Origin of the sequence: Curtobacterium sp. APC 4022, assembly GCF_030407555.1 — a bacterium.
In the GTDB taxonomy this organism is placed as follows: Bacteria; Actinomycetota; Actinomycetes; order Actinomycetales; family Microbacteriaceae; genus Curtobacterium.
On record NZ_JASDDD010000002.1, the window covers coordinates 65,170 to 84,235 of the forward strand.

The window sequence follows — 19,066 nt, forward strand, 5'->3', positions numbered from 1 at the left end:
GCCGCGCGACCGAACCGGTCGCGACCCGTCAGCGCGACGGGACCGGCGGGCCGATCGTCAGCAGCACCACGAAGACGAGCGCCACCAGGACCACCCCGACCGCCGCGGCCAGGAACGGGTGCGCCACCACGACGAAGAGCAGCCGGTCGAGCGGACCCGGGCGCTCCCCGGCCTCGGGGCCGCGACGCCACCCACCGTCGAGCATGCCGCGGCGGGCGACGCCGACCTCGAACGGCAGCGTCGTGTACGGCACGATCGCACTCACCCAGCCGAGGACCGTCGCGCCGAACGACCACCGCTGGTTCACCGCGACGACCGTCGTGACGACGAGGTACGCCAGGAACACGAAGCCGTGCACTCCGCCGCCGATCCGCACGGGCCAGTCACCGGCGCCCAGGCCGTACTTCAGCAGCATGCCCACCAGCAGCAGGGTCCAGGTCACGAGTTCGGCGATCGCGAGGCCGCGGAACAGGGATCGAGGGGTCATGGCGTCCATGGTGACGGACGCCGGGTGGAAGACGGGTGGACGGCCGCCGCACGCCCGGACACCCCGGGCCGCCGCACGCCCGGACGCCCCGGGCTGCCGCACGCCAGGACGCCCCGGGCCGTCGTGCCCGGGGCGTCCTGCCGTCAGCGGCGGCCGACGACGATCACGACGCTCAGCGCCGGACGGTGACCACCTGCCCGAGACGGTTCACGCCGGTCGTGGCGTCCCACGTGCCGACGTTCGCGGTCTGGATCGCGAAGGCCGGGTCGCGGGACACGGACCGCTCGGCGGCGGGCATCGCGAGGGCGACGTCCCACTTGCCGGCCGGCACCCCACGGAGCGAGGCGGTCACGGTCGCCGTCGTGCCCGGCTGCCACGAGGACGCGTCGGCACGGACGGGCACGGTGACGTGTCGGTGGCCGTTGGTCAGCACGAGCTGGACCGGGCGGTGGTTGTACGGCGCTGCCCAGCCGTCGTTCCGCACGGACACCGAGACCGCCGCGTGCTTGCCGGAGGTCACCGTGCTCGAGGTCAGCGTGAACCGGTAGCCGAGCTTCTTCGCCGCGTCGGTCATGCCGTCCTGACCCCAGGTCGACAAGACGTCCTTGTTGTAGTCCAGGTTGAGGTAGCTGTAGTGGTACTTCGCCATCTCGGCCGAGGCGGACGGGTACTCGGACCGCGGCGCGTTCACGGCGCAGGTCTCCCCACCGACCGGGACGTACCGCGAGTCAGCGGCCAGGTAGTCCTGGTCGAGCGACAGCGGGTCGGTCAGGAAGGTGCCGAAGTCGTCGGGCGAGGCCAGGAAGCAGTCGTTGTGGTGACCGATCCGGGACGCGGCCGACCCGTCGTGCGCCTGCCGCGGCGTGAGTGCCCCGGCGGTGCCCGAGGTGGTGCGGAGCGCGTCCTGCTTCATCTGCATGGTGCGGACCTGGATGGAGCGGCTGGACGGCAGGGCTGCCAGCTCGGCCTGGACCACCTGGCGTCGGGCGTCCTTGTCGGCGTCGGTCAGCACGCCCGGGTTGGCCGGGTCGCTGGCGAAGTGGTCGGTGTAGTAGCCCTCGCCCCAGAGGCCGATGAAGCCCTCCTGCAGGGTCGGGATCACGTCGGCGTTCCGGCGGAGGGTCGGTGTGAGCTGCTTGATGTGCGCGAGCACCGTCGGCAGGTCGGCGTCGCCGTACGGAGCCGAGTACGGGTAGCTGCCGCCCTGGACGTAGGCGAAGCGGGTGATCACGCTGACGCCGGCTGCTCGCGCGGTGTCGTAGTCGTGCTGCACCAGCTGCAGCCAGGCGGGGCTGAGTCGCCGCTGGTCGACGAACGCCTCCATGTAGAACACCCGGACGATCTGGGTGACGCCGTCGGCGCGGTAGCCCTGCAGCGTGACGGCGTCGAGCGGGGTGTAGCCGCTGCCGTCGGCGCGGTAGTGCGTCTCGGTGGTGTGGTCGAACCCGCGCTGGGGGTTCGGGATGACGGCGTCGCTCGCCGTGTAGGACACGGTGGAGCTGGTCGGCGCCGGGTGGTGGTCGCTGTGTGACGACGACGCCCACGCATTCGTCGGCACGGCGAGTGCGATCACGGCCGCGAGTGCGGCGGTGGTGATGGTGCGGTGCTGCATCGGACGAGCCCCTGACCTCGGCGCAGGTGCGGATCGACACCCCCTGGTGTCGGCACCTGCGCGAATGTGATCTGAAGGTAGGTCAAACGATCAGAAAACACCACCCCCGGTTCCTCGTATCGATTCGACCCGTTTCTCGGTAGCGTGGTCGACATGTCGCAGACGACGGACGCATCGAAGACGCTGCGCGTGGGGGTGGTCGGGCTCGGGTACGCCGGGACGACGCACCTCGACGCCTACACCGCACTCCCCGGCACCGAGGTGGTGGCACTCGCGGGCAAGGAGACCGAGCGGCTCCACGAGCTCGCCGAGTCCCGCCACGTGCCGCACACGTACCCGGACTGGCAGGACCTGGTCGCCCGGGACGACCTGGACATCGTGTCGATCGGCGTGCCGAACTCCCTGCACGCCCCGATCGCCATCGCCGCACTCGAGAGCGGCAAGCACGTCTTCTGCGAGAAGCCCCTGGCGACCACCGGCGCCGAGGCCCAGGCCATGGTCGACGCCGCCGTCGCGAACGACCGTGTGCTCGAGGTCGCCTACAACCACCGCCGTCGGGCCGACGTGCAGTTCCTGGCTGACCACGTCCGCCCCGTCGACGGGCAGGACGGCCCGCTCGGGCACGTCTACCACGCCCGCGCGAGCTGGCGTCGACGCGCCGGCATCCCCGGCATCACGTCGTGGTTCACGAACAAGGACGCCGCCGGCGGGGGCCCGCTCATCGACCTCGGCTCGCACGTGCTCGACATCGCGATGTACCTGATGGGGGAACCCCGGGTCGTGGCCGTCAGCGCCGTCGCGTACAACGAACTCGGCACCGCCGGACGCGGTGGCAGCACCGGCGGCGGCCCCGTCTCCGACGCGACCGGTCGCCCGTTCGACGTCGAGGACTTCGCGAACGCCCTGCTCCGCTTCGAGGACGGCTCGAGCCTGCAGCTGCAGGCTTCGTGGGCGTCGTACTCGAAGGACGACGAGGACATCGAGGTCGAGCTCCTCGGGTCCACCGGCGGCGCCCGGCTGTTCGTCCGGAACTACGCCACCGAGGGCACCGTGGAGCTGTACTCCGACATCGACGGCGTCCCCGCGGTCACCCGCCCCGCCGTGCACGTGCCGGCCGGCCACCACCAGCGGGTCATCGAGGAGTTCCTCGCCACCATCCGCTCCGGCGCACACGAGGGCCACCACGGCGAGTTCGCGCTGCACCGCACCCGGGTCGTCGACGCCGTCTACGCCTCGGCGCAGGCCGGCCACGAAGTCGAGGTCGTCCGGTGAACATCGTCGTCTGGAACGAGAACGTCCACGAGTCCCGCGGTGACGAGACCGTCCGCGAGCACTACCCCGACGGCATCCACACCGTGGTCGCCGCCGGACTGGAGGCACGACTCACCTCCGCCGACACCGTCACGACCGCCACGCTGCAGGAACCCGAACACGGGCTGACCGAGGAACGTCTGGCCGCGACCGACGTCCTGTTCTGGTGGGGCCACATCGCCCACGACGAGGTCGCGGACGAGGTCGTCGACCGGGTCGTCCGGCACGTGCACGCCGGCATGGGCCTGGTCGTGCTGCACTCCGGCCACTACTCGAAGCCGTTCACCCGGCTGATGGGGACGACCTGCTCGCTGAAGTGGCGCAACGACGGCGAGCGCGAGCTGGTCTGGACGATCGCGCCCGAGCACCCGATCGCCGCCGGGGTCCCGCACCCGATCGTCATCGACCGCCAGGAGATGTACGGCGAGTACTTCGACATCCCGCGCCCGGACCAAGAGGTCTTCCTGTCGACGTTCGCCGGCGGCGAGGTGTTCCGCTCCGGCGTCGCCTACCGCCGCGGACTCGGTCGGGTGTTCTACTTCTCGCCCGGCGACCAGGAGTACCCGGTGTACCACCACCCCGACATCCAGCGGGTCCTGGCGAACGCCGCCGGGTGGGCAGCACCGACCGGTCCGCGCCGCCAGCTCACTGCCGACCCCCACCCGAGGGACTGGTTCCTGGACGACGCTTCGCGTAGACAGGGGGGATGACCGGACCGCAGGACGTCGACCACCGCACGGCCCTGGTCGAGGCGCTCGACGTCCTGGGTGCCGGCCCCGAGGAGCGCTTCGACCGGATCACCCGGATGACCCACGACGCGTTCGGGGTCCCGCTGACCTTCCTCAACCTGGTGCACGGCGACCTGGTGACCACGCAGTCGACCTACGGGTGGAACCAGGGCACGAGCGTGCCGGCGAACGAGCAGTTCTGCGCCACCACCGTGCTCACGCCGGAGCCGATGGTGATCCCGGACGCCAGGCTCGACCCCCGCTTCGCGCACACCCCGGCCGTCGCCGAGCACGGCATCCGCTTCTACGCCGGAGCGCCGCTGTCGATGCACGACGGCACCCGCGTCGGCACGCTCTGCATCATGGACGCCGAGCCGCGCACGTTCTCGGCGACGGACCTGGCCCTGCTCCGGGACCTGGCGCGGTGGGCCGAACGCGAGCTCGGCTACGCGATCGAACGCGACCGGCTCGCCAAGGTACGGGAGGCACTGGTGCCGGATCCACTCGACGTCCCGGGGCACGACGTGGCGACGCTCGCCGTGCAGCGTCCGGACGGCGGTGGCGGCCTCACCGACTGGCGGATCGCCCCCGACGGCAGCCTGCACCTGACGGTCGGCGCGGTGGTCGCCGGACGTGTGTCGGCCCTCCTGGCCGCCGACGTGCGCGGTGCCCTCGCCGCCCGGACGCGACTGCCGATCACCGAGGCGATCGCCGGACTGGAGGCCCAGGTCGCCCCCGACCTGCGGGTCGCCGACGCGGTGGCCGAGCTGGTGCACGCGCGCCTCGACCCGACCACCGGGCACGTCGACCTGGTCGACGCCGGACTCGGCACCGCGGTGGTGGTCGCGGCCGACGGCAGTGTCCGACCGGTCCGCTCCACGGAGCTGCCGGTCGGTCTCGGCACCGCGTCGGCACCCGGGTCCCGCTCGACGCTGTCGGTCGACCTCGCTGCCGGTGACCGGCTCGTCCTGGCTTCTGATGCCTGGGCGACCGTGCCCGGGGTCGAGGGGCCCGAGGCGATCGCAGCCCTCGTCGCCGCGCAGTCGGACGGGGCGGCGGCCGTCGAGCACGTCCGCGCGCTGCTGCCCGAGGGCGACCCGGCGACGGACCTGACGCTCGTGGTCGTCACCCGGCGCTGACCACCGGACCCCGGTCGGTCGGTCGCGTCAGCGGTACGACGTGCCGGGCTTCCCGGCGAACGCCGCGACGAGCAGGGTCGCGAGCATCCCGAACCCGGTGAGCACGACCCCGAGCCCCGCGAGCTGCCAGTACGCACTGGCGACGTGCTGCGGTTGCGTGACGATCTGCGGCCACCACGGGTCCAGGAACGGCACCGAGCCCGGGAACGGGTCGAGCCCGAACATCGCCAACCCGCCGAGCAGCAGCACGACCCCGAGAGCAGCCATCGCACCCCGACGTCCGCCGAGCATCCGGACCACGAGTGCCGCCCCCATGCCGACCAGCCCCACGACCGCGAGCGCGAAGGCCGCGACGAACACGGGCTGCGGCACGAGCGAGAACCAGTCGAGCACGGCGATCGGCACGAGCAGCCACCGCCCGGTCCTGGCCCAACGTGCGGGCGTGCGCCATCCATGCATGCCGGGAACGGTACGACACGAACCCGGACGACCGCCCGGCTACCATCGCCGTCGTGCCCACACCCGCAGCGGAGGTCGACGTCGACGTGCCCCTGGTCCGGGCCCTGCTCGCCGACCAGCACCCGGACCTCGCCGAGCGTCCGCTCGCCGTCGTCGCGAACGGCTGGGACAACGTGGTCGTCCGGGTCGGCACCGACCTTGCCGTCCGGCTCCCGCGCCGGGCAGCGGCCGCGATGCTCGTCGAGCACGAACAGCGCTGGCTGCCGGAACTCGCGGCCCTGGTCGGCGACGTGGTCCCACTGCCGGTCCCGCTCCGCACCGGCCGACCGGCGCTCGGCTACCCGTGGTCCTGGAGCGTCGTCCCCTGGTTCCCGGGCGTCCCCGCCGGGTCCCGAGAGGGCGGCTCCCGGGCCGCCGGACTGCCGGTGGCCCGGACGCTCGCCGCCTTCGTGGCGGCCCTGCACGTCCCCGCACCGGCCGACGCCCCGGTGAACCCGGTCCGCGCCGTCCCGCTGCACATCCGGAGCGCGGCGGTGCTCGAGCGGCTCGCGTCCGGGCCGGTCCCGCGCGCGGCGGAGCTGGCGACCGCCTGGCGGACGGCGGCGGACCTGCCGACGGCGGCCGCGCCTCCCGTCTGGGTGCACGGCGACCTGCACCCCAGCAACCTGCTCGTCGAGGCCGGCCCGCAGGGCGACCACCTGTCGGCGGTCGTCGACTTCGGCGACGTCACCGCGGGGGACTCCGCCGTCGACCTGGCGACCGCCTGGCTGACGCTCGACCGGGAGGCCCGGGCCGACTTCCGCCGCCGTGTCACCACCGCGGATGCGAGCCTCGACGAGCACTCGTGGGGGCGGGCCCGCGGTTGGGCGGTGTCGATCGCATCGGCGCTCGCGGTCAGTGACGAGCCGTCCTCCCGCACGGTCGCGCGGCGGGCGATCGATGCGGTGCTCGACGACTGACGGTGCGGCGAACGGCGGGCTCCACTTCCCGCAGGAGGGGTGACGGGGGCTACCGCGAGCGCGACGGCGGGGTTAGCGTCTCCCCACACCATCCGTGCACGTGAAGATCGGGAGGGGCCTCATGACCCTCGAGTTCCGCGTCCAGCACGACGTCGCCACCGACGCCGACCCCGCACCCCGGACCGCACCACGCGGTCGGGTGCGCCGGGTCCTCGAGCACCTCGCCGCCCGACGGACCGCTGCGCAGCTGCGTCGGCTCGACACGGACCTGGCCGAACTCGCCGACCTGCAGCGCGTGCTCTCCGAGGCCCGGGCCGTCGTCGACCGTGGATGGATCCAGCACGCCTGGTTCGCCTACGTCGACGAGCGGGGCCGGACCCGGACCGCGACGAGTGCCGCCGCGACCGAGGTGGCCGGCCGTCCCCTGGTCGGTGCGTGCCTGGTCGGGGCCGTCGTGGACGCTGCGGGCGGGCCGCACGCGGTGCACTCGCAGCCGGTGCAGCGTTCCCTGGACCTCGTCTGGCACGCCCTCGCATCGGCCGAGGGGTCGCCCGTCACGTGGTGCCCGGCGCCGGACATCCGGATGGGCCGGGTGCGGGACCTGACCCGCTGGAACGACAGCGCGGGACGGACCGCGGAGCAGGTCTCCGGGCTGCTGCTCACGGCGGAGCGGGTGGCGTTGCACGAGTCCGATCGGGTCGCCGGCCTGGCCGGTGCACTGCGGTCCCGTAGCGCAGGAGTTCCCGTCCTCAGCTGAGATCGTTACAGACCTCCCAGGGTCAACCGGGTCAAGTGCTGCTGACCAGGGGTTCTCGCCGCACAGGTTCCGCCGTGGAACCGTCGTTCTCCTGATCGGGATTCGGCGTGGGCTGAGCATCTGCGTAGCTTGGGGCCCGTTCGTGCCCCGATCCGTGGGTCGAACTGCCGACCCGAGGGAGTGCAGAACCGGTGTTCCAGTACATCGCCGAGCGATGGGACCAGATCTGGTTCTCGTCCTGGCAGCACTTCTCACTGGTGGTCCAGTGCGTCGTGCTCGCGACCGTCATCGCCGTGGTCCTCGCGGCGCTCGTCTACCGGGTGCCCGGACTGCGGTCCGCCGCGAACGAGATCTCCACGATCGGCCTGACGCTGCCGTCGTTCGCGGTCATCGGTCTGCTGCTCGTCCCACTCGGCTTCGGCGTCGTGCCGTCCGTCGTCACGGTGACGTTCTTCGCCGCGCTGCCGATCCTCCGGAACGCGGTCGTCGGGCTCAACGAGATCCCGCCCGCGGTCGTCGAGTCGGCGCGGGGCATCGGGATGAGCCGCTTCCGCACGCTCGTGCAGGTCGAACTGCCGATGGCGTGGCCGATCATCCTCACCGGTGTCCGGGTCTCCGCCCAGATGGTGATGGGCGTCGCCGCCGTCGCCGCGTACGCGCTCGGCCCGGGCCTCGGCAGCTTCATCTTCTCCGGACTCTCCCGCCTCGGTGGCGCGAACTCCCTCAACTCCGTCGTCGTCGGCACCGTGGGCGTCGTCCTTCTCGCCCTGGTGCTCGACCTCCTGCTCCTCGGCCTCGGCCGCCTGACCACCTCGAGAGGTATCCGTGTCCAGCACTGACTCCCCGACCACCGCGCCCGACTCCGACGTCACCGGTCGGAGCATCCTGCTCGACCAGGTCACCAAGCGGTACCCCGGTCAGGCGAAGCCCGCGGTCGACGGCATCACGCTCGAGATCCCGGCCGGCAAGATCGTCATGCTCGTCGGTCCGTCCGGCTGCGGCAAGACCACCACGCTGAAGATGATCAACCGGCTCATCGAGCCCACCGAGGGTCGGATCGTCGTCGGCGACGACGACGTGACCAAGATCGACGGCGACGAACTGCGTCGCCGGATGGGCTACGTCATCCAGGCCGGCGGGCTCTTCCCGCACATGACCGTCGCGGCGAACATCGCCGTGGTGCCGAAGATGCTCGGCTGGTCGAAGGACAAGATCGCGGCCCGCGTCGACGAACTGCTCGACCTGGTCTCGCTCGACCCGGACACCTACCGCGACCGCTACCCCCGCGAGCTCTCCGGCGGACAGCAGCAGCGCGTCGGCGTCGCCCGCGCCCTGGCCGCCGACCCGCCCGTCCTGCTGATGGACGAGCCGTTCGGTGCGGTCGACCCGATCACCCGCCAGCGCCTGCAGGACGAGCTCATCCGCATCCAGGCGGAGCTGCACAAGACGATCGTCATCGTCACGCACGACTTCGACGAGGCCGTGAAGCTCGGCGACTGGATCGTGGTGTTCTCCGAGGGCGCGCACATCGTGCAGTACGACTCCCCGGAGCGGATCCTCGCCGAGCCCGCGAACGAGTTCGTCGAGAACTTCATCGGTTCAGGTGCCGGGCTCAAGCAGCTGACGCTGACCCGCGTGCGGGAGGTCGGGCTCGCCGACGCCGTCACGTGCTCTCCGGGTGAGCAGGCCCAGGCCGTGCTGCAGCGGATGCGTGAGGCCGGGGGCCACGGTCACGCCGTGGTCGTCGACCAGCGCCAGCGTCCGATCGGGTGGCCGTCCCGCCGCCAGCTCGAGCGGCTCGACCGGATCCCGGACGGCACCGAGGCGAACCTCCCCGTCGTGTCCGAGGCCTCGACCCTCAACGACGCCCTCGACACCATGCTCGTCTCGAGCGCCGGCGCCGCACTGGTGACCGGTCGACGCGACGCGTTCCAGGGCGTCATCACGGTCGAGACGGTGATGGACGCGATCACCCGCACCCGTGCCGCCGCGGCCGAGGAGCAGGCGTACACACCCGTCGGCACGAACACGAACCCGCTCGAGACGCTGCCGAGCTCGCCCGCCGCCGCCCGGGACGACCAGTGAGCGACGTCGTCACCGCGTCCCCGGCCACCGGGAAGCGGACCAGCTGGCGCGGACTGGTGATCCAGCCCGTCGCGATCCTCGTGGTCCTCGGCGCGTTCGCCCTGTGGCTTGCGAACGCGGACCTGACCGCTTCCGAGCGATCGACCCTCAACCCCTCGGGGCTGCTCGACCTGACCTGGCAGCACGTCATGCTCACGATCGTGTCGACGGTCATCGTGCTCGTGATCGCCATCCCGCTCGGTATCGCGCTCACCCGCGGTCCGCTGCGGAAGGCGAGCGGGGCGATCCTGGCCGTCGCGAACTTCGGTCAGGCCGCACCCGCGGTCGGGCTCGTCGTGCTCCTGGCGTTCTGGCTCGGCTTCACGTTCTGGGCCGCCGTCGTCGCGCTGGTGCTCTACGCGATCCTGCCGGTGCTCCGGAACACGATCATCGGCATCGAGAGCGTCGACTCCCGACTGGTCGAGGCCGGTCGTGGCATGGGCATGAGCGCCGCCGCCGTCCTGCTCAAGGTCGAACTGCCGCTCGCCGTCCCGGTGATGCTCGCCGGCATCCGCACCGCGCTCGTGCTACTGGTCGGGTCCGCCGCCCTGGCGACGTTCATCGGTGCCGGCGGCCTGGGCCTCCTGATCACCACCGGCGTGAACCTGTTCCTGCCGAAGGTGCTCGTCTCCGGAGCGCTCCTGATCGCGCTCCTCGCCCTCTCCATCGACTGGCTCGGCCGCATCGTCGAGACGTTCGCCCGACCGAAGGGACTCCGATGACCCGCACGCGCACCACGGGCCGCCGCGCCCGCCGTCTGCTCGCCGCCGTCGTCCTGGCGGGCGCGACCACGAGCCTCCTGGCCGGCTGCGGTCTGCAGCCCGCTGCCGCCTTCGTGCCCGCCGCGGCACCCGGCACGATCAAGCACATCGACGGCCTGCCGGAGGACGCGAAGCTCACCGTCACGTCGAAGAACTTCACCGAGCAGCTGGTCCTCGGCAAGATCTCGGTGCTGGCCGCCTCGGCCGCGGGCTTCGACGTCACCGACGAGACGAACGTGCCGGGCTCGGTGGCCGTCCGCCAGCTGATGACCGGGCACGACGCCGACATGACGTACGAGTACACCGGCACCGCCTGGTTGACCTTCATGGGGCACAAGCAGGGGATCCCGGACAAGACGAAGCAGTGGCAGGCCGTCAAGGACGAGGACGCCGGCAACGGGCTCACCTGGCTGAAGCCCGCTCCGATGAACAACACGTACGCGTTCGCGGTGCGGAAGGAAGCGGTCAAGGACCTCGGCGGCATCACGAAGCTGTCGCAGATCGCCGACCTGCCGGCCGACCAGCGCACGTTCTGCGTGGAGTCCGAGTTCAACTCGCGCGCCGACGGCTTCAAGCCGATGCTCGCGAAGTACGGTCTGACGCTCGGCGGCTCCGGCGACGGGGCGATCCCGAAGGGGAACGTCGACATCCTCGACACCGGCACCGTCTACACGGCGACCGACCGCGGCACGTGCAACTTCGGTGAGGTCTTCACCACCGACGGCCGCATCAAGTCGCTCGGGCTGCAGGTGCTGCAGGACGACCGCGGGTTCTTCCCGGCGTACAACGTCGCCCCGGTGCTCTCGAGCGCGACGCTGGAGAAGTACCCGCAGCTCGAGGGGATCTACGACCAGATCTCGCCGAAGCTCACCGATGCGGTGCTGCAGGAGCTCAACCGGCAGGTCGACGTCGAGGGCCGCGAGCCGGCGGACGTCGCCTTCGAGTGGATGGTCAAGGAGGGCTTCATCACGAAGCCCTAGTCGCGACGTCGCGTCGCGACGCGACCTGCTGACGGACGGGAGGCGCGGTGCCAGCTGGCACCGCGCCTCCCGTCCGTCTGTCCGGGGGACGCGGTCGACGTTCGGACCGGGCCCATTACGCTGTCCCCGTGTCAGAGCCACGACGGAGTCCGGGCAGCCAAGCTTCACTGCGTGAAGCCAACCGGGGTCGTGTCGTCGCAGCGGTCAAGCGCCACGGCGGTCTGACCCAGGTCGAGCTGGCCGGCGCGACCGGCCTCAGCCCCGCGACGGTGTCGAACATCGTCAAGGAGCTCGTCGCCAGCGGTGCCCTGCACGCGACGCCGAGCACCTCGAGCGGCCGCCGGGCACTGCGGGTGACGCTGCCGCACGGCCTCGGCCTGGTCGCCGGCGTGCACGTCTCGCCCCGGCACCTGCGCCTGGCGCTGTCCGACCTGAACGGGACCGTCCTGGCCGAGCGGCACATGCCCCTGGCCCGCGACCACCGGGCGGACGCCGAACTCGACAAGACGGCGCTGCTCGTGATGGACATGGCCGAGTCGGTGGAGTCCTCGATGGACGAGGTGCTGGCCGTCGGCCTGGCCGTGGCGGCGCCGATCGACCGGCGGACCGGGATGACCGCGCGGGGCGGGATCTTCCGCGGCTGGGACGGACTGCCGATCGGGGAGTCGCTCGCGCGCCGGGTCGGCAAGCCGGTGCAGGTGGACAACTCGGCGAACCTGTCCGCGCTGGCGGAGCACCGGAGCGGGGCCGCCCGCGGACGGGACACCTCGATCACGCTCGACGTCGGTACCGGCATCGGGGCGGGCCTGATCCTGGACGGCCGCTTGTTCCGCGGGCACCACGGCGTCGCGGGGGAGTTCGGGCACACGCCCGTCGTCCCGCACGGCCCCATCTGCCGGTGCGGCAACCGCGGCTGTCTGGAGGCCGTGGCCGGTGCGCCCGCCGTGCTCGAGAGCATCCGTGACGAGGTCGGGACCCTAAAGACGGCGGACCTGATCCTCCGGGCGATGTCGGGCGACCCGGTGTGCATCCGGGCGATCGCGGACGCCGGGCGGGCGATCGGGACCGCGGCAGTGGGGCTCTGCAACGTGCTCGACCCGGAGCGGCTCGTGGTGACGGGGGAGTTCGCGCGTGCGGGGGAGCTGCTCCTCGGCCCGATGCGGCACGCGCTCGAGTCGATGCTCATCGTCGACGCGGACGGCACCCCGGACGTCGTGCAGGGCCAGCTCGGCGAGAAGGCCGCCGTGACCGGGGCGCTGGCGGTCGCGATCGAAGCGGTGGACGTCCGCCACTGACGATCGCTCGATAACGATTCCGTCACGGCACCGCACCCTTGCGTTCAACTCTTGCAGCCAAGAACCGCCACTGGCACACTCAGGTCACCGCCAACGTGGGCGGTCCACCTGTTGGAGGACATTTCGATGAAGAAAGCCACCACACGAGCCATGCTGGGCGTCGGCGCCCTGCTGCTCGCGATCACCACCCTGGCGGGCTGTTCGAACGGAGCCGGTGCCGGAACGGGCTCCGGCGGCGGCGGGGGCGACGCCTCCAAGGCCAAGATCGGCCTGCTCCTGCCCGACTCCGTCACGGCTCGCTACGCCAGCGCTGACCGCCCGCTCTTCACCGCCGAGGTCAAGAAGCAGTGCAGCGGCTGCTCCGTCGTCTACGCGAACGCGGACGGCGACGCGTCCAAGCAGCTGCAGCAGGCCCAGTCCATGCTCACGCAGGGCGTCAAGGTCCTGGTCCTCGACCCGTTCGACGGTGAGGCCGCAGCCTCGATCGTGCAGCAGGCCAAGGCCAAGAAGGTGCCGGTCATCTCCTACGACCGACTCATCAACAGCCCGGACCTCAGCTACTACATCTCGTTCGACAACGAGAAGGTCGGTCAGCTGCAGGGCGAGGCGCTCATCAAGGCCCTCAAAGCGAAGGACGTCCCCGAAGGCTCCGGCATCATCATGGTGAACGGCTCCCCGACGGACAACAACGCCTCGCAGTTCAAGGCCGGTGCCCACAAGGCGATCGACGACAGCGGCTACAAGGTGCTGGCCGAGTTCGACACCCCCGGATGGGACCCCGCCAAGGCGCAGGACTGGGCAGCCGGGCAGATCAGCAAGCTCGGCGCCGACAAGATCACCGGCGTCTACGCGGCCAACGACGACACTGGCGGTGGCGTCATCGCGGCCCTGAAGTCGGCCGGCGTCTCCGAGCTCCCGCCCGTCACCGGCCAGGACGCGTCCCTCGCGGGCATCCAGCGCATCCTCTCGGGTGAGCAGTACATGACCGTCTACAAGGCGTTCAAGCCCGAGGCGTCGAAGGCGGCCGACCTGGCCATCCAGTTCGCCAAGGGTGAGACCCCGAAGGGCGACACCACCACGAAGACGGCGGGCGGCGCGAGCGTGCAGTCCACCCTCCTCGACCCGGTCGCCGTGACGACCGAGAACGTGCAGGACACCGTCATCAAGGACGGCCTCTACACGGTCAAGCAGGTCTGCACCTCGCAGTACGCCAGCGCCTGCTCGAAGAACGGCATCGAGTAAGCAACACCCCCCGGCCGCCCGGTCCGATCCGGACCGGGCGGCCCGCACGCACTTCCGATCGAGGACGACACCGTGAGCACCGAGCCCCCAGCAGCACACCCCACCACCGAACCCGTGATGTCCCTCCGCGGCATCGACAAGCGGTTCGGTGCCGTCCAGGCCCTCAGTGACATCGACTTCGACGTCTACCCGGGTGAAGTCGTCGCCATCGTCGGCGACAACGGCGCCGGCAAGTCGACGTTCGTGAAGATCCTCGCCGGCGTCTACACACCGGACGGCGGCACGATCACCTTCAACGGCGACGAGGTCACCGTCCCGAACCCGGCAGCGGCCCAGTCGCTCGGCATCGCCACCGTCTTCCAGGACCTGGCCCTCGCCGACAACCTCGACGTGGTGTCGAACCTGTACCTCGGTCGGGAGATCGCCAAGCCCTTCCTCGACGAGGAGGAGATGGAACGCCGCTCGTGGGAGCTCCTGCAGCAGCTCGCCGCGCGGATCCCCTCCGTGCGCATCCCCATCGCGTCGCTGTCCGGTGGGCAGCGGCAGACGGTCGCGATCGCCCGGTCCCTGATCGGCGACCCGCAGGTCGTCATCCTCGACGAGCCGACCGCAGCACTCGGCGTCGCGCAGACCGCCGAGGTCCTCAACCTCGTCGAACGCCTCCGTGAGCGCGGCCTCGGCGTCGTCCTCATCAGCCACAACCTCGCCGACGTGCAGGCCGTCGCCGACCGGGTCGCGGTGCTGCGACTCGGTCGGAACAACGGCACCTTCCGCATCGACGACGTCTCCTACGAGGAGATCATCGCGGCCATCACCGGCGCGACCGACAACGCCGTCACCCGTCGTGCCGCGGCCCGGACCGAGCAGGAGACCACCGCATGAGCAAGACCGACGAGACCCTCACCGCGTCGAACCCGACCCCGTCGGCTGCCGACCTGCAGGACGAGCGGCTGCTCCGCGACCAGGGCATCGGCGGCGCCGCGAAGGCGTTCATCCGCCGGGTCCGCGGCGGCGACATCGGCTCGTTGCCGGTCGTCGTCGGCCTCATCGTCATCTGGGCGGTGTTCCAGGCGCTCTCGCCCGACTTCCTGTCCCCGGGCAACCTCGTCAACCTCGCCCTGCAGTGCGCCGCCGTCGGCACCATCGCGATCGGCATCGTCCTGGTGCTGCTCCTCGGCGAGATCGACCTGTCCGTCGGCAGCGTCAGCGGTCTGGCGGCCGCGATCCTCGGTCAGGGGCTGACGTCCCTGGGCTGGCCGCTCTGGCTGGTCATCGTCGTGGCGCTGGCGGTCGGTCTTGCAGCCGGTCTGCTCTACGGCCTGCTCTTCACCCGCTTCGGCGTCCCGAGCTTCGTCATCACCCTGGCCGGTCTGCTCGGCTTCCTCGGCCTGCAGCTGCTCATCCTCGGCCCGAACGGCTCGATCAACCTGCCGTACGACTCGCCGATCGTGCAGTTCGCCTCGGCGTCGTACCTGCCGCCGTGGCTGGCCTACCTGTTCGCCGCGGTCGCCGCCGGTGGCCTGTTCGTCACCGAGGTCCGTCGCGCCGGCCGTCGTCGTCGCGCCGGCCTGTCCACCGGGGCGATGTCCCTGACGATCGCGAAGTCCGCCGCCCTGTTCATCGGGCTCGCCGTGATGGTCTGGTACCTGTCGCAGGACTTCGGCACCGGCACGTCCTTCGTGTTCTTCGTCGTGCTCGTCGTCCTCATGAACTTCCTGCTCAAGCGCACCCGCTGGGGCCGTTCGGTCTTCGCGGTCGGCGGCAACGTCGAGGCCGCCCGCCGCTCCGGCATCCGGGTGAACCGCATCTACATCTCGGTGTTCATGCTCACCTCCCTGTTCGCCACGATCGGCGGCATCCTGGCCGCGGCTCGGCTCAACTCGGCCAGCCTGTCCTCGGGTGCCGGCGACACGAACCTCAACGCGATCGCCGCGGCGGTCATCGGCGGGACGAGCCTGTTCGGCGGACGCGGCAGCGCGTGGTCGGCGCTGCTCGGCATCATCGTGATCCAGTCGATCTCGAACGGGCTCACCCTGCTCAGCCTCGACTCGTCGATCCGCTACATGATCACGGGCGCGGTCCTGCTGCTCGCCGTCATCATCGACTCGCTGTCGCGTCGCAGCCGCGCCAGCCACGGAGCGGCCTGAGCCGACGGCCTGCGTCGCGACCCGATCCGGACGGGAGGCACGGTGCCAGCTCGCACCGTGCCTCCCGTCCGTCGGTCCCACGGTCGTCGGACCGGTCGTCCACAGCAGACCGGTCCTCCACAGCGGGCCGGTCCCGCAGCCCGCCGGCACCCGGTCGCCGGTATCGTCGACGCATGGCACTGTTCGGACGACGCAAGCCCGACGTGCGCGATCGGCCCGTCAGCCAGGTCGAACTGAAGCGCGCGGTGGACGAGGGGTTCCTCATCGCCAAGGCGGCGGTGACCGTCGCCGTGGCGAACCGGATCATCACCAACGCCCTGCGCGACCAGGGGTACTTCGACCACGCGCTCATCGCCGACGCCGCACGGCAGGAACTGCACCGGATGGCCGAGGAGCAGCGCGGCGACGCCGAGCGGATGCGGGAGATCCGGGTCCGGTCGAGCAAGCAGGGCGGGCGCTCGCAGCACCAGCACGACTACCGACGCGGGGACGACCTGAAGCTCCGCACGCGCGAGGCCACGTACGAAGAACTGGCCAAGCGCCTCGACGCCCGCCGCGACGACCAGCACTTCGTCGACGGCATCGTCCTGGCCGCCCGGGCCCGCGCGTGGGACGACATCGGCACGACCGTCGTCGGGCGTCTCGGGTGGGCCCAGCGCCCGGCCGACGACTACGAGGTCGGGCGTGACGAGCGGGTGCAGCAGCTCCTCGACGAGGACTTCGCGACCCTGGTCGCCGAGCACCCGGTCAGCTCCGGCACCCCCGTCGGCGCCGACGAACCGGACGCCGACGGACCGGACGACGGCACCGACCCGGCCGAGGCGGACACCACCACGAGCTGACGCTCGGCCGTCGGCGCACGGGACCGCCTCGACCCGTGTCCAGCCGCCACTCCGTAGGCTCGTCCGCATGGTTGATGCGGTGGTCGTCGGAGCCGGACCGAACGGGTTGGCCGCAGCGGTCACCCTCGCTCGGGCCGGCCTCAGTGTCGAGGTCGTCGAACGGAACGACACCATCGGCGGCGGTGCGCGCACCAAGGAACTCACGTTGCCCGGGTACCTGCACGACGTCTGCTCCGCCGTGCACCCGATGGCGCTGCAGTCCGAGTTCTTCCGGGCGTTCGGCATGGAGCGGCGCATCGAGCTCCGCCTGCCCGAGGTGCAGTACGGCCACCCGCTCGACGGCGGCCGGGCGGGCATCGCGTACCAGGACCTCGACCGCACCGCCGATGCCCTGGGGGTCGACGGCCGCGCCTACCGGCAGCTGATGGCCCCGCTGGTCGAGCACGCCGACCGCGTCTCCGACTTCGCCACCGACGCCCTGCTGCACGTCCCGCGGCACCCGGTCACGGTCGCCCGCTTCGGTCTCCGCGCGCTCGAGCAGGGCTCCCGCGCCTGGAACCTCCGCTTCCGGGACGACGTCGCCCCGGCCATGATCAGCGGCGTCGCGGCGCACTCGATCCAGCACATGCCCTCGCTCGCCACCGCGGCCGCGGCCCTGTCGCTCGGCGTCTACGCCCACGCCCGCGGCTGGCCGGTGCCGATCGGCGGCAGCCAGGCGATCGTCGACGCGCTCGCCGCCGACCTCGTCGCCCACGGCGGCACGATCGAGACCGGGCGGGAGGTCCACTCCCTCGGCGACCTCACCCCGGCCAAGGCGGTGTTCTTCGACACCAGCGTCCCGTCGATGCTCCGGATCGCCGGCAACCAGCTGCCGGCCCCCAAACGTGGAGCCCTGCGGCACTTCCGGTTCGGCAACGCCGCCGCCAAGGTCGACTTCGCCCTGTCCGAGCCGGTGCCCTGGACCAACCCCGAGCTGCACCGCGCCGGCACCGTGCACATCGGCGGCACCCGCGCCGAGATCGCCGAGGCCGAGGCGCAGGTCGCCCGCGGGCAGGACCCCGACCGCCCCTACGTGCTGGGCTCCGAGCCGACCGTCGTCGACCCGAGCCGGGCACCCGAGGGCGGGCACGTCTTCTGGGCGTACGCCCACGTCCCCGCCGGCTCGACCGTCGACCACCAGGAGAGCGTCATCCGGCAGATCGAACGGTTCGCCCCCGGCTTCCGCGACACCATCGTCGCGACGAACAGCCGGACCGCCCAGGACATGGAGCAGTACAACCCGAACTACTCCGGCGGGGACATCGCCGCCGGTGCCGCGAGTTTCTGGCAGCTGGTCAAGCGGCCCGTGCTCTCGAGCGACCCGTGGCGGATGGGCGGCGGGATGTACCTGGCGTCGCAATCCGCGGCGCCGGGGCCCGGGGTGCACGGCATGGCCGGGTGGCACGCGGCGAAGAGCGCCCTCCGGCACACCTACGGGCTGCCGGTGGACGTCGACCTGGCGCCGAGGAGCTGACATGGCGAAGAACGTCCGGATCATCCACTGCACCCCGGAGGACGTGTTCGACGTCCTCCGCGACGGCTGGCTCTACCCCACGTGGGTCGTCGGTGCGTCGCGGATGCGCGGCGAGGACCCCGGGTGGCCCGCGGTCGGAACGAGGATCCACCACTCGTTCGGCGTCTGGCCGTTCGTCATCAACGACACCACCACCGTCCTGGAGTACGACGAGCCCCGGCGGATGGTGATCCAGGCCCGCGGGTGGCCGGTGGGGGAGGCCCGCGTCGAGGTCGAGGTCGAGCCGCACCCCCGCGGCTGCCGGATCACCCTGCGCGAGAACCCCGTGAATGGTCCGGGCACGCTCGTTCCCGGATTCCTCGCGCAGCCCGGAATCTGGCTCCGGAACCACGAGACCGCGCGGCGGCTCGGCTGGGTCGCCGCGGGGCGCGCGCGCAGCCGCTGAGGCGCCTCCGCCTCGTCGTGGTGCCGGTGTGTGGCGGACGGGAGGGTCGGTGCGGCCCCGCCCTGCGCCTCCCGGCCCGAGACGCCGCCGTCTGCGCGAGACGCCGCGTTCTGCGCGAGGCGCCGCGGGGAGTGGCGGTGTCTCGCGCACTCGGCGGCGTCTCGCCGCGGTGCCGGTGTGTGGCGGACGGGAGGGTCGGTGCGGGCCCGTCCCGCGCCTCCCGGCCCGAGACGCCCCCGTCTGTGGGAGACGCCGTGCTCTGCGC

General features: G+C 71.8%; 19 protein-coding genes. 16 read left to right on the forward strand and 3 right to left on the reverse strand.

Annotated features, from left to right (window positions below):
• Positions 1–28: 28 nt before the first annotated feature.
• Both QL987_RS00415 and QL987_RS00420 read right to left on the reverse strand, forming a co-directional pair.
• On the reverse strand, positions 29–487 hold the full coding sequence (locus tag QL987_RS00415; RefSeq protein WP_290155660.1) for a DUF3817 domain-containing protein: 459 nt from the start codon (positions 485–487) through the stop codon (positions 29–31).
• 172 nt (positions 488–659) lie between these two features.
• Positions 660–2,099, reverse strand: a complete 1,440-nt coding sequence (locus QL987_RS00420) for a DUF4832 domain-containing protein (RefSeq protein ID WP_290155662.1) — start codon at positions 2,097–2,099, stop codon at positions 660–662.
• Positions 2,100–2,252: 153 nt separating this feature from the next.
• Between QL987_RS00420 and QL987_RS00425 the strand changes: the two genes are divergently transcribed.
• Genes QL987_RS00425 through QL987_RS00435 form a run of 3 tightly spaced genes read left to right on the forward strand, consistent with a single transcriptional unit; the run spans position 2,253 to position 5,277 of the window.
• On the forward strand, positions 2,253–3,371 hold the full coding sequence (locus QL987_RS00425) for a Gfo/Idh/MocA family oxidoreductase (RefSeq protein WP_111074203.1): 1,119 nt from the start codon (positions 2,253–2,255) through the stop codon (positions 3,369–3,371).
• Entirely contained in the window at positions 3,368–4,120 is a 753-nt protein-coding gene (locus QL987_RS00430) for a ThuA domain-containing protein (RefSeq protein WP_290155665.1), read from the forward strand. Before QL987_RS00425 ends, QL987_RS00430 begins: the two co-directional genes overlap by 4 nt.
• On the forward strand, positions 4,117–5,277 hold the full coding sequence (locus QL987_RS00435) for a GAF domain-containing protein (RefSeq protein ID WP_290155667.1): 1,161 nt from the start codon (positions 4,117–4,119) through the stop codon (positions 5,275–5,277). The genes QL987_RS00430 and QL987_RS00435 overlap by 4 nt, the downstream gene beginning before the upstream one ends.
• Positions 5,278–5,304: 27 nt before the next feature.
• Here the strand turns inward: QL987_RS00435 and QL987_RS00440 are convergent, their stop codons facing one another.
• Positions 5,305–5,736: a hypothetical protein gene (locus QL987_RS00440; RefSeq protein WP_290155668.1), complete on the reverse strand. Its 432-nt coding sequence runs from the start codon at positions 5,734–5,736 to the stop codon at positions 5,305–5,307.
• A gap of 53 nt (positions 5,737–5,789) precedes the next feature.
• Between QL987_RS00440 and QL987_RS00445 the strand changes: the two genes are divergently transcribed.
• The 13 genes from QL987_RS00445 to QL987_RS00505 all read left to right on the forward strand — a co-directional run bounded on the left by QL987_RS00445 (position 5,790) and on the right by QL987_RS00505 (position 18,801).
• A complete protein-coding gene (locus QL987_RS00445) occupies positions 5,790–6,695 on the forward strand; it encodes an aminoglycoside phosphotransferase family protein (protein ID WP_290155671.1) in 906 nt (301 codons plus the stop codon).
• Positions 6,696–6,795: 100 nt separating this feature from the next.
• Complete coding sequence (locus QL987_RS00450; protein ID WP_290155673.1) at positions 6,796–7,452, forward strand: hypothetical protein; 657 nt, start codon at positions 6,796–6,798, stop codon at positions 7,450–7,452.
• Between the two features lie 191 nt (positions 7,453–7,643).
• The gene (locus tag QL987_RS00455; RefSeq protein WP_111074059.1) at positions 7,644–8,291 is read left to right on the forward strand and encodes an ABC transporter permease; all 648 of its coding nucleotides are present in this window, start codon (positions 7,644–7,646) and stop codon (positions 8,289–8,291) included.
• Entirely contained in the window at positions 8,278–9,537 is a 1,260-nt protein-coding gene (locus QL987_RS00460) for an ATP-binding cassette domain-containing protein (protein ID WP_290155675.1), read from the forward strand. Before QL987_RS00455 ends, QL987_RS00460 begins: the two co-directional genes overlap by 14 nt.
• Entirely contained in the window at positions 9,534–10,298 is a 765-nt protein-coding gene (locus QL987_RS00465) for an ABC transporter permease (protein ID WP_290155677.1), read from the forward strand. The genes QL987_RS00460 and QL987_RS00465 overlap by 4 nt, the downstream gene beginning before the upstream one ends.
• Positions 10,295–11,317 carry a glycine betaine ABC transporter substrate-binding protein gene (locus tag QL987_RS00470; protein WP_290155679.1) on the forward strand — a complete coding sequence of 341 codons (1,023 nt, stop codon included), beginning with the start codon at positions 10,295–10,297 and terminating at the stop codon, positions 11,315–11,317. The genes QL987_RS00465 and QL987_RS00470 overlap by 4 nt, the downstream gene beginning before the upstream one ends.
• 128 nt (positions 11,318–11,445) lie before the next feature.
• Positions 11,446–12,612: an ROK family transcriptional regulator gene (locus tag QL987_RS00475; RefSeq protein WP_111074055.1), complete on the forward strand. Its 1,167-nt coding sequence runs from the start codon at positions 11,446–11,448 to the stop codon at positions 12,610–12,612.
• 126 nt (positions 12,613–12,738) lie between these two features.
• Positions 12,739–13,854: a sugar ABC transporter substrate-binding protein gene (locus QL987_RS00480; RefSeq protein WP_111074054.1), complete on the forward strand. Its 1,116-nt coding sequence runs from the start codon at positions 12,739–12,741 to the stop codon at positions 13,852–13,854.
• 117 nt (positions 13,855–13,971) lie between these two features.
• The gene (locus QL987_RS00485) at positions 13,972–14,736 is read left to right on the forward strand and encodes an ATP-binding cassette domain-containing protein (protein WP_221852642.1); all 765 of its coding nucleotides are present in this window, start codon (positions 13,972–13,974) and stop codon (positions 14,734–14,736) included.
• Positions 14,733–16,001, forward strand: a complete 1,269-nt coding sequence (locus QL987_RS00490) for a sugar ABC transporter permease (RefSeq protein ID WP_111074052.1) — start codon at positions 14,733–14,735, stop codon at positions 15,999–16,001. Before QL987_RS00485 ends, QL987_RS00490 begins: the two co-directional genes overlap by 4 nt.
• 173 nt (positions 16,002–16,174) lie before the next feature.
• Positions 16,175–16,843, forward strand: a complete 669-nt coding sequence (locus tag QL987_RS00495) for a hypothetical protein (RefSeq protein WP_290155682.1) — start codon at positions 16,175–16,177, stop codon at positions 16,841–16,843.
• A gap of 67 nt (positions 16,844–16,910) precedes the next feature.
• Entirely contained in the window at positions 16,911–18,356 is a 1,446-nt protein-coding gene (locus tag QL987_RS00500; protein ID WP_221849013.1) for an NAD(P)/FAD-dependent oxidoreductase, read from the forward strand.
• Between the two features lies 1 nt (position 18,357).
• A complete protein-coding gene (locus QL987_RS00505) occupies positions 18,358–18,801 on the forward strand; it encodes an SRPBCC family protein (protein WP_290155686.1) in 444 nt (147 codons plus the stop codon).
• Positions 18,802–19,066: the final 265 nt, after the last annotated feature.